This window comes from Kaistella sp., assembly GCF_049588135.1.
In the GTDB taxonomy this organism is placed as follows: Bacteria; Bacteroidota; Bacteroidia; order Flavobacteriales; family Weeksellaceae; genus Kaistella.
The window spans coordinates 1-10,504 of sequence record NZ_JBAVFG010000042.1 but is presented as its reverse complement, the minus strand read 5'-3'; the positions used below and the strand labels follow the sequence as shown (position 1 = coordinate 10,504).

10 protein-coding genes are annotated in these 10,504 nt (G+C 34.1%); 7 read left to right on the top strand and 3 right to left on the bottom strand.

Annotated features, from left to right (window positions below; genetic code table 11):
* Positions 1 to 184 precede the first annotated feature (184 nt).
* The 4 genes from WBY99_RS02405 (at position 185) to WBY99_RS02390 (ending at position 5,343) form a co-directional block, all read left to right on the top strand.
* Entirely contained in the window at positions 185 to 2,806 is a 2,622-nt protein-coding gene (locus WBY99_RS02405; protein ID WP_423974754.1) for a valine--tRNA ligase, read from the top strand.
* A complete protein-coding gene (locus WBY99_RS02400) occupies positions 2,803 to 3,438 on the top strand; it encodes a DUF4241 domain-containing protein (protein ID WP_423974753.1) in 636 nt (211 codons plus the stop codon). Before WBY99_RS02405 ends, WBY99_RS02400 begins: the two co-directional genes overlap by 4 nt.
* A 71-nt stretch (positions 3,439 to 3,509) precedes the next feature.
* On the top strand, positions 3,510 to 4,403 hold the full coding sequence (locus WBY99_RS02395) for a ribokinase (protein ID WP_423974752.1): 894 nt from the start codon (positions 3,510 to 3,512) through the stop codon (positions 4,401 to 4,403).
* Between the two features lie 100 nt (positions 4,404 to 4,503).
* Positions 4,504 to 5,343 (top strand): alpha/beta fold hydrolase, encoded by an 840-nt coding sequence (locus WBY99_RS02390; RefSeq protein ID WP_423974751.1) that lies wholly within the window; start codon positions 4,504 to 4,506, stop codon positions 5,341 to 5,343.
* A gap of 274 nt (positions 5,344 to 5,617) precedes the next feature.
* Here the strand turns inward: WBY99_RS02390 and WBY99_RS02385 are convergent, their stop codons facing one another.
* Positions 5,618 to 6,211, bottom strand: coding sequence for a hypothetical protein (locus WBY99_RS02385; RefSeq protein WP_423974750.1), 594 nt, complete (start codon positions 6,209 to 6,211; stop codon positions 5,618 to 5,620).
* Complete coding sequence (locus WBY99_RS02380; RefSeq protein ID WP_423974749.1) at positions 6,198 to 6,683, bottom strand: RNA polymerase sigma factor; 486 nt, start codon at positions 6,681 to 6,683, stop codon at positions 6,198 to 6,200. The genes WBY99_RS02385 and WBY99_RS02380 overlap by 14 nt, the downstream gene beginning before the upstream one ends.
* Before the next feature lie 219 nt (positions 6,684 to 6,902).
* Here WBY99_RS02380 and WBY99_RS02375 point away from each other — a divergent pair, with 219 nt between their 5' ends.
* The 3 genes from WBY99_RS02375 (at position 6,903) to WBY99_RS02365 (ending at position 9,666) form a co-directional block, all read left to right on the top strand.
* Positions 6,903 to 7,472, top strand: a complete 570-nt coding sequence (locus WBY99_RS02375) for a cob(I)yrinic acid a,c-diamide adenosyltransferase (RefSeq protein ID WP_423974748.1) — start codon at positions 6,903 to 6,905, stop codon at positions 7,470 to 7,472.
* A 29-nt stretch (positions 7,473 to 7,501) separates the two neighbouring features.
* A complete protein-coding gene (locus tag WBY99_RS02370; RefSeq protein ID WP_423974747.1) occupies positions 7,502 to 8,194 on the top strand; it encodes a thiamine diphosphokinase in 693 nt (230 codons plus the stop codon).
* Between the two features lie 80 nt (positions 8,195 to 8,274).
* Complete coding sequence (locus WBY99_RS02365) at positions 8,275 to 9,666, top strand: arginine decarboxylase (protein WP_423974746.1); 1,392 nt, start codon at positions 8,275 to 8,277, stop codon at positions 9,664 to 9,666.
* A 199-nt stretch (positions 9,667 to 9,865) separates the two neighbouring features.
* Here WBY99_RS02365 and WBY99_RS02360 read toward each other — a convergent pair.
* Positions 9,866 to 10,504, bottom strand: a 639-nt coding sequence (locus WBY99_RS02360; RefSeq protein ID WP_423974745.1) for an HAD family hydrolase, incomplete at its 5' end; no start/stop codon positions are given.

Here is a 10,504-nt window from a genome sequence, read left to right as displayed (position 1 = left end):
GTGCGGATGCAAGTGCAAATGTCCCGACTAAAAATAGACCAGCGAAGATTTTTTTCATTTTTTTAATTTTTTGTAATTGATTATTTAATTGAATTTAGCAAACAAAGTTAAAAATTATTTTAATAGTAAGGTCATTTTTTTTTATTTCCCTATTTTTGCAACTATTAAGCCAAAGATTTTATATATGCAGATTTCAGAGAAATATACGCCACAGGAAACAGAACAGAAATGGTATGATTTCTGGCTAAAACATAATTATTTTCATTCCGAACCAAACGAAAAACCTCCTTATACGATAGTAATTCCACCACCAAATGTGACTGGGATTCTTCACATGGGTCACATGCTGAACAATACGATTCAGGATATTTTGGTTCGTAGAGCTAGGATGCAGGGATTTAATGCGTGTTGGGTTCCAGGAACGGATCATGCTTCGATCGCCACAGAAGCGAAAGTGGTAGCAAAACTGAAAGAAGAAGGGATTAATAAAGCAGATATTTCCCGCGAAGAATTTCTGAAACATGCTTGGGATTGGACTGATAAATATGGAGGAACGATTTTGGAACAGTTGAAAAAATTAGGGTGTTCTTGCGATTGGGAGCGCACCCGTTTCACTATGGAACCAAAACTTTCACAGCAAGTAGTGAAGTCCTTTATCGATTTATATAATAAGGGTTTGATTTACAGAGGTTACCGAATGGTGAACTGGGATCCCGAAGCGAAAACTAATATTTCCGATGAAGAAGTTATTTTCAAAGAACAAAATGGAAAACTTTATTATTTAAAATATAGAATTGAAGGCACGGAAGAATTTCTTTCCGTTGCAACAACTCGTCCTGAAACAATCTTCGGCGATACCGCAGTTTGTATCAATCCGAATGATGGAAGATATGCGCATTTAAAAGGGAAAAACGTAATTGTTCCAATCGTAAATCGTGTAATTCCCATAATTGAAGACGATTATGTGGATATTGAATTCGGAACTGGTGCGTTAAAAATTACACCGGCACATGATACCAATGATTATGAAATCGGGAAACGTCATCATTTGCAAATGATTGATTCTTTGGATGATGATGCCAATTTGAATAAACACGGTTTACATTACGCCGGAAAAAATAGATTTGAAGTTAGAAAACTGATTGCCAAAGAATTACAAGAAAAATATCTTCTCTTAAAAGCAGAAGATTACGTAAATAAAGTGGGAACATCTGAAAGAACAGGCGCAGTAATTGAGCCGAAAGTTTCTGTTCAATGGTTTTTGAAAATGGCAGATTTGGCAAAACCTGCGTTAGATGTCGTGATGAATGATGAGGTGAAATTTCACCCTGAAAAATTCAAAAACACTTATAAGCACTGGATGGAAAACATCCGTGATTGGAATATTTCCCGACAATTATGGTGGGGACAACAAATTCCTGCATTCTATTATGGAGAAGGCGAAAACGATTTCGTAGTTGCAGAAACCATCGAAGAAGCTTTAGTTTTAGCCAAAGAAAAAACCAACAACCAACAACTAACAACCAGCAACCTAAAACAAGATGAAGATGCTCTCGATACTTGGTTTTCTTCATGGTTGTGGCCAATGTCGGTTTTTGATGGAATGTTAGATCCAGAAAATAAAGACATTAATTATTATTATCCAACTTCTGATTTGGTTACCGGTCCGGATATTATTTTCTTCTGGGTTGCCAGAATGATCATGGCGGGAATTGAATATAGAAAAGAAGTTCCTTTCAAAAATGTTTATTTCACCGGAATCGTTCGTGATAAGCAAAGACGAAAAATGTCGAAATCGCTTGGGAATTCTCCAGATCCAATTGAGTTGATGGAGAAATATGGGGCAGATGGCGTTCGTGTTGGAATTTTATTGAGTTCGGCTGCCGGAAACGATTTGCTTTTTGATGAAGAGTTAATGTTGCAGGGAAGAAATTTTGCCACAAAAATCTGGAACTCCAATAAACTAATTCAAGGTTGGAGAAAAGACGATTCGATAAAAGTAAATGATGCAGACCAACAAGCAATTAATTGGTTCGGAAATCAAATGGATAAAACCATCGCTGAAATTGCTGACCAATTTGAGAAATTTAGAATTTCTGATGCGCTGCATTTAGTGTATAAATTGATTTGGGATGATTTCTGTTCTTGGTATTTAGAAGCCATTAAACCAAATTTCGGAGAACCAATTTCTATCGAAGTTTATGATCAAACAATTCGTTATTTCGAGGAATTAATGAAGTTATTGCATCCATTTATGCCATTTTTATCTGAAGAATTATGGCAGAATATTTCTGAGCGAACAATCGAAAATGCTTTGGTTATCGCCCAACAAAGAAAAGTTCAGGATTACGATAAAGAGTTGATTAAACAATTTGAAGTTTCTAAAGAAGTGATTTCTGGCGTTCGTAATTACCGTCAGAGCAAAGGAATTTCACCACGTGAAAGTGTTGAGGTTTTCACCAATGCAACTTCATTTGACAATGAAAATCTAGTTAGAAAATTAGCGAATATTGAGCAAATTCATTTCGCTGAAAAAACGGATAAACCAACGTTCTCTTTCTTAATTGGAGGAACTGAAGTTTCAATTCCTTTAAGTGAAAACTTAGATTTAGGAGAAGAAAAAACAAAAACCGAAGAAGAAATCAAATACTTAAAAGGTTTTATGAATTCAGTAGATAAAAAATTATCCAACGAAAAATTCATGGCAGGAGCACCACAGCAAGTAGTTGATAATGAATTGAAAAAGAAAAAAGATGCTCAGGATAAATTAATCTTGCTCGAAGAAAAATTGAAAACATTATCATGAACCATATCGAAAATATCAAAAAACTTTTCAACAAGAATTTTGTAGAAAACACTTTAATTGAAACGTTCGAGGCAGGAAAGATTAACCTCACTACTGGGAAACTTGTGGCATGTGACCCTTTGATTACCAGTGAAATGCCAGCTTTTACAACGGGTTTTCCGAAAGGCGAATTCACTGTTTTGGTTCATAAAGAAATAGAAAGTAATTGCATCGCTTATGTAGAAATCGTTTTTGGTAATGCTGAAATTTCTAGGTGGGAACTCGCAACTTCTGAAGGGCAGAATCTTTCTGATTTGGAAGAAGGTGAAATTTACGGTTATCCTGTAGAAAGTGGAATGGGCTGTTTCATGGATTTCGAAACTCAGCAAAATCTTAATCTCTTAGAACAAGATTTGTTCAAAAGGAAAGGAGCCGATTTTATGGGAATTTATGAAGAATTTTTCCATGAACATTTTTATCAAGAAGAAGGTGCTGTGAATCAATACGCTTTTCTAAAGCCTAACGATGCCAAATCGGGAAATCTGTTCGCTTTTGAAACGGGTTATGGAGAAGGATTTTACGCAACTTACATCGGATTTGATAAAAATAATAGTCCCGTAAAAGTCGTTTCGGAATTTATAGAAATTAATTAGGATTTAATTAAGATTTAATATTTCCTATTTATTCTATATTTAAGTACATTTGAAACATAGTTATCAACACCATGAAAATCACTACCGAACAACCAAAAGTTATTGTAATTGGCAGTTCTTCTATCGATTTAGTTTTAAATACTGAACATCTGCCGCTGCCAAATGAAACGGTGATGGCAGAGAAATCAGAAAGTTTTTTTGGTGGAAAAGGAGCTAATCAAGCGGTCGCTACTTCCAGATTGGGAGCGAGCGTTTATTTCATTGGTGCAGTCGGAATGGATCCTTTTGGTCAGCAGATTTTAAGAAATTTAGTTGATGAAGGAGTTAATATTGATTACGTTATAGAAACTGAAGAAGCTCCCACAGGAACAGCTTATGTTATTGCTGCAAAGGGAAAGAATTCAATAGTTGTAGTTCCAGCTTCTAATTATTGCTTGCAACCAAAACATGTAGAGGAAGCTGAAAAGTTTTTTACCACTGCAGATTTGGTTTTAATTCAGCTTGAAATCCCGATGGATGTTGTAGAATATACTTCGAAATTGGTAAAAAAGAATAACAAGAAATTAGGAATTTACGCTTCTCCAGCGAAGAAACTTTCTGCTGAAGTTATCGAAAACGCATCTTTCATCGTTGCCAAAAGCAATGAATTATCAATTATCTTTGGAGATGAACCAAGAGAACAGGTTTTAAGAAAATATCCCGATAAATTATTTGTGCGTGATGATACCAATTCTACGACTTATTTCGACGGTACAGAAATGAAATATTACCGAAACGATCACGATTCTGTTTTGCACAAAATGGGAATGGGCGATGCTTTCACGGCAGGTTTTGCAGTAGCGCTTTGCCATGAAAATTCGGTTGATGATTGTGTGAAATTTGGAAATGATGTTTCTTTAAAAGTAACTAAAAATAGAGGCTCACAAAGTGGACTTCCATTCCTGAAAGATATTATTGAAGGCTAGATTGCTATATGCAGCATATCGTTTTTTCTTTTTTATTCCCTTTAAAATTTATATTTTTAAAAACTAATTCCACTTATTTACAAGTGGAATTTTTATTAAAATGAAAGAATTATTACTAAAAAATTCACACGATTCCGCAATTTCAGTAAAGGTTTTCGAACCAGAAATTTCGAAAGAAAAACTCTTGCTCATCAATTCCGCAACTGGAGTTAAACAGCAAGTTTATTTCTCTTTTGCCAAATATTTTGCAGAAAATGGTTTCACCGTTATCACTTATGATTACAGCGGAATCGGCGAATCGAAACCTGCAAAAATGAAGGGTTTTGAAACTTCAATGAGAATTTGGGGAAGCGAAGATTTTAAAGGGGTTACGAATTTTATTAAAGAAAATTATTCCCATTATCGAAATTTTTGCCTCGGACATTCCGTTGGTGCATTAATTTTAGGAATGAACGAAGATTCAGCGATTTTTGAAAAATTTATTTTCGTCGCAACACAAAATGCGTATTTTGGAAATTTGAAATTAAAAATTGCCATCACTGCACTTTTAGGTTTCGGAATTGCGCTTCCAATCACGACGAATTTATTGAGTTATTTTCCTGCGCATTGGTTTGGTTTGGGCGAATCGTTGCCGAAAGGCGTTGCGTTTGATTGGCAAACTTTAATTCTCAATAAAAAATCCACAAACCGACTTTTCGAAAAAATCAATAAAGATTTTTCGAAAAATTCAAACCAAAAAACATTCATCATTTACGCCGAAGACGATTCTTGGGTAACCATGAAAGGCATGGAAAGTCTGATGAATAAAGCATATCCGAATTTAAAGAAAACCTATCGAGAAATAAAAATCTCCGAATCTGAAAAAGGAGAAATCGGGCATATTAATTTTTTCCGAAGTTTTAATAAAAATTTGTGGAAAATCGTTTTAGATGAACTTTAATTCGTTATGTATTTAGGAGAAATAATGTAATATTATTAAACTTGTGTTTCTTAAGATAAGCGATAGCAGCCTTGTCTGTCTTAAAATAATGAAGTTTGAGGGTTAATTTTACTTTGTTTATCCTTGCGTTTGAAAAATTTAACGCAAGGCAAGGCAAAGATTTTTTACATTCATTGTATTTTTTGCCAAACAAAGGCGCAGCCGCTCATTTTAAGCCCTGATAATTATCAGGGTACGAAGTTCTACACTTTTATAAATGAATTTTCATTTTTAATTATTGAAATTGATTTTCAAGACTTTTCAGTTCCGCAATAATACCGTCCATTTTTGCATCTTGTTTTTTAATTTCCTTTTTTCCGAGGTAGAAATACGCGAAAAACATCCAAGCATAAGTGATGGCAAAAGCGAGCGCCATCTTCCATAAATCCACCGTTTTTAGCAATTCGTACATATAAACTCCGAGTGCAATTCCTAGCAAAATATAGTAAATTGGCATATTCCAATGTCTTATTTTTTTCTGAAATGTTCTGAAATTTTGCCATTGTTGCAAGTGAAAACTTGGCGTTTGTGTTTCATCAATCTGACTGATTTTTTTTGCTGTAAAAAGTATTAAATAGGCCTGAAGAAAGCAGACTACAGAAATAATAGACATTGATGAAATAATGGGAACGGTTTTTAATTTTGAGTCTAAAAAAATCATTAAGCCCAAGATATAAATTCCTGTGATAATCAATAAAATCGCTCCTCTCGTGTAGGTGTTTTTTAGTTTCATGCGATTGTTTTTTATTTTTGAAATGTTGGTGTTTTTTGCGGGAACTTTGGTTTCAGATTGTTTCCAAAGGTTTTCTAATTCTTTAAATTCTTCCATGATTCAAATAGATTTGTTGGAGTTCTTTTTTTATTCTGTGGATTTTCACACGCAGATTATTCTCGGTAATTCCAGTGATTTCTGCAATTTCTTCGTAAGATTTTTCTTCTAAAACCAGCGTGATAATAATTCTTTCGTTTTCTTTTAATTGGCTGATTGATTCGTATAAACGATTGATTTCTTTGGAGTTATCGTAATTTTCTTCGTGAACGAGTTTTGATAAAATAGTTTCGGAATTTTGGTCTTTTTTATTTTCTTTTTTAATTCCGACCAAGCAAGTGTTGATGGCGATTCGATAAATCCAAGTTCCAATTTTGCTTTCGCCCCGGAATTTGGCTAAACTGTTCCAAACCGCAATCCACGTTTCTTGGTGAAGGTCGTCTGCAAGCAACTTGTCGCCCGAATAACTCAAACAAAGTTTGTAAATCCGTGGTGAAAATTCTTGGTAAAGTTGTTCAAAATCGGGAGTCATTATTTAGGAATTATAAAATTCTGATTTGAGATTTTCGTATTGAGGTTTTTCATTGTAATAAATTTTAAAATTAATGAATTTAAGATTTAGAATATTCTGAACATTGGATGAAAAAGTTCTGAAATTATTACAAAATTTTAAAAAATAAATTCTGAATTCAGAAATCTAAAATGGAGTAACCGCAATAAAATCATTAAATTTACCTCAAAGAAAATTCCCATGAAAATATACACCAAAACGGGCGACAAAGGAGAAACCGCATTATTCGGCGGAACGCGGGTTTCCAAAGCTTCCGCAAGAGTTGAATCTTACGGAAACATCGATGAACTGAACTCTTTCATCGGTTTTGCCAAATGTGAAATTAAAAACGAAAATGTTTTAAATCAACTCCAAAAAATTCAGTTCGATTTGTTTACCGTGGGTTCAGAATCTGCGACTCCAATGGATAAATTGACTTTGGCGAACGGAAAGTCACGATTAAGTTTGATGATTTCTGAAACTGAAATTGAAGAACTTGAACATTGGATGGATGAATTCGAAAAAGAGTTGCAACCGTTGCAATATTTCATTCTTCCAGGTGGCGGAAAATCGGCAACATCGCTTCATATTTGCAGAACCGTTTGCAGAAGGACAGAACGGAGTTTGGTTTTTCTAAATGAATCTGAAGAAGTTCGCCCGGAATTGATTAAATATTTGAATAGATTATCTGATTATCTTTTTGTTTTGGCGCGTTATGTTTCAAAATTAAATGGTGAAACTGAAGAATATTGGAATCCAAATGATAGGTAATCCTCAGAAACTAAGATGTTTTCATTAATATGACAAATCAAGTTAATTATAACAAACCTGAAAGTCCCTCTCCGAAGGAGAGGGATTTAGGGAGAGGGAAATCCCTTCTTTTCATCAACGGAATTCCGCCGAAAAATCTTCCAGAAACGGAAGGCTATTCTTTGATTGCCTGTTCTGATGGTGCTTTTCATTATTTAAAGGAAAAAAATTTTCCAATCGAAAAACTTGATTTTATTTCCGGGGATTTTGATTCACATTCTGGAATTGATGAAGATGTATATCATGAAAAATTCATTTACACGCCAGATCAAAATAAAACCGATTTCGAGAAATCGTTAGAGATTATTAAAGAAAGAGGATTCAAAAAAATTGATGTTTATGGTGGAAGTGGTGGAGAAATGGATCATTTCTTAGGGAATCTTACAGTGGCATTTTTATTTAAAGATGATTTGGAAATTACTTTTTTTGATGAATATTCGCGTTATTTCTTTGCACCAAAAAAACTCGTTTTAAATAATGTTAAAAATAAACTGATTTCGTTATATCCTTTTCCAACAGTAGGAAAAATTACAACGAACGGTTTAAATTGGTCTTTAAATAAAGAAAATTTAGATATTACTTCTCGAATTGGGACTCGAAATTTCGCCAAAAATGACGAGGTAATCATCGAATTCGATAGCGGTAATTTAGTCGTCTTTTTGGGCAATGTTGATTTACCCTAATTTTTAAGGAATTTTAAAATAGAAACCCAACTTTTTTTCTCAACTTTGCACTTCTAAAACTGTAAAATTTCAGCAACAATATGAAAATTAAATATTCAGAACTTATCGATCAAACTTTGTATTTTCCGACGGAAGAATTTAACGTCGCAGATAATACGCTTCAATTCCACGACATTCCTTTAATGGAGGTTATAGAACAGTTCGGTACGCCTTTGAAATTTAATTATTTGCCGAAGATTTCTACCAATATTCAGCGTGCAAAAGCATGGTTTAAGGAAGCTTTTGAAATCAATGATTACAAAAAAAGTTATCGGTATTGCTATTGCACCAAATCCAGTCATTTTGCTTTTGTTTTAGAAGAGGCGTTGAAGAATGATATTTCCTTGGAAACTTCTTCTGCTTATGATATTGATATTGTGAAATCTCTTTATGACAAAGGTAAGTTTGATAAAAATGTTGAGGTAATTTGCAACGGTTTCAAGACGGATGATTATTTAGCAAAAATTTCTGATTTAATCAATAAGGGTTTTCATAATATCACGCCAATTCTAGATAATTATAGAGAGTTAGATAAACTTACAGAAAGTATCGATTGTAAATTTAATATCGGAATTAGAATCGCTTCCGAAGAAGAGCCAAAATTCGAATTTTATACTTCGAGACTAGGAATTGGTTACAAAGATATTATCCCTTATTACAGCCAGAAAATTGCGGAACATCCGAATGCAAGATTGAAAATGCTGCATTTTTTTATCAATACCGGAATTAAAGATACCGCCTATTATTGGAATGAATTGTATAAATGTTTGCGTGTTTATGCCCGATTGAAAAAAATCGCTCCCGAAGTTGATTCCCTCAATATTGGTGGTGGTTTCCCGATAAAAACTTCTTTGAATTTCGACTACGATTACCAATATATGGTGAACGAAATTGTTTCTCAAATCAAAAAATTCTGTGAAGAAGAAGGCGTAGAAGAACCAAATATTTATACCGAATTTGGTAGTTTTACCGTTGGCGAAAGTGGTGGGCATTTATATAAAATAATTTCTCAAAAACGTCAAAACGACCGAGAAAAATGGGACATGATCGATTCGTCTTTCATGACCACTTTGCCCGATACCTGGGCAATTTCCCGCAAGTTTATTATGCTTCCGCTTAATCGTTGGGAAGATACTTACGAACGAGTTTTTCTTGGTGGATTGACTTGTGACTCAGATGATTACTATAATTCAGAGCAGCATACGAATGCGATTTATCTGCCGACTTTTAGCGATACAAAACCTTTATATATCGGCTTTTTCAACACTGGTGCTTACCAAGAGACTATCGGTGGTTACGGCGGCGTTCACCATTGTTTGATGCCGCAACCGAAACATATTTTGATCGATAAAGACGAAGAAGGTAATTTTATTTACACCCTTTTCCGGGAAGAGCAGAAGCCAGAAGATGTTTTGAAACTTTTGGGATATTAAAATTTTTAGGAGCAACCAGCGAGTTGCTCCTTTTTTTTATTTGCAGTTACGCTGTGCATTGTCTTTTTCACTCGTCTCGTGTAAAAGATGCCTTTTCCATCGGAGTTAAAACAATTTTTTAGGTTTTTTTCAAAGGATATCTACAAAAATACTTTTCGCTGTTTCCGTCTTTAGATTAGAAAGTAAAATTAGCTTTCCGTTAAAAATATTTCTCAATTTTCTCAAACTCAATTTCCTGAAAATCAGAAATAACCAAATTGGCTTTTTCGTAAACTTGCTTTTCAGAATGTTCGCTTTTATAAGCTACACAAAAGATTCCAGCACGATTTGCGGCTTCAATTCCGTTGGTAGAATCTTCAATGACCATGCAGCTTTCTCTTTTTTCGTCAGCGATTTCAGAGGCTAACAGAAAGATTTCAGGATGCGGTTTAGACTCCTTTAAATCTGCACCACTTATTTTACCTATAAAGTATTTCTCTAAACCAAATTTTTCAAAGACCATCTCAATCGTCGTCATGCTTGCAGACGATGCAAGAACGAGTTTGATTCCATTTTCGTAATAATTTTCGATTAAATCTTTAACGCAATCAATTAAATTAAAATCGGCATCGTTATAAAAATAATGTTTAAAATATTTCCGTTTAATCAGCGATAATTCTTCGTGATTGCTGTTAAGATTATATTTTTCAATAAGGGTATTACAAACATTTTTCGTGGAAGCGCCAGTAAAAGTTGCGTATAATTCCTCGGAAACATTCATCTCAAAATCTTCAAACATTTTGAAATAGGCTTTTCGGTGGAGTGGTTCTGTGTCCACAATTACTCCATCCATATCGAA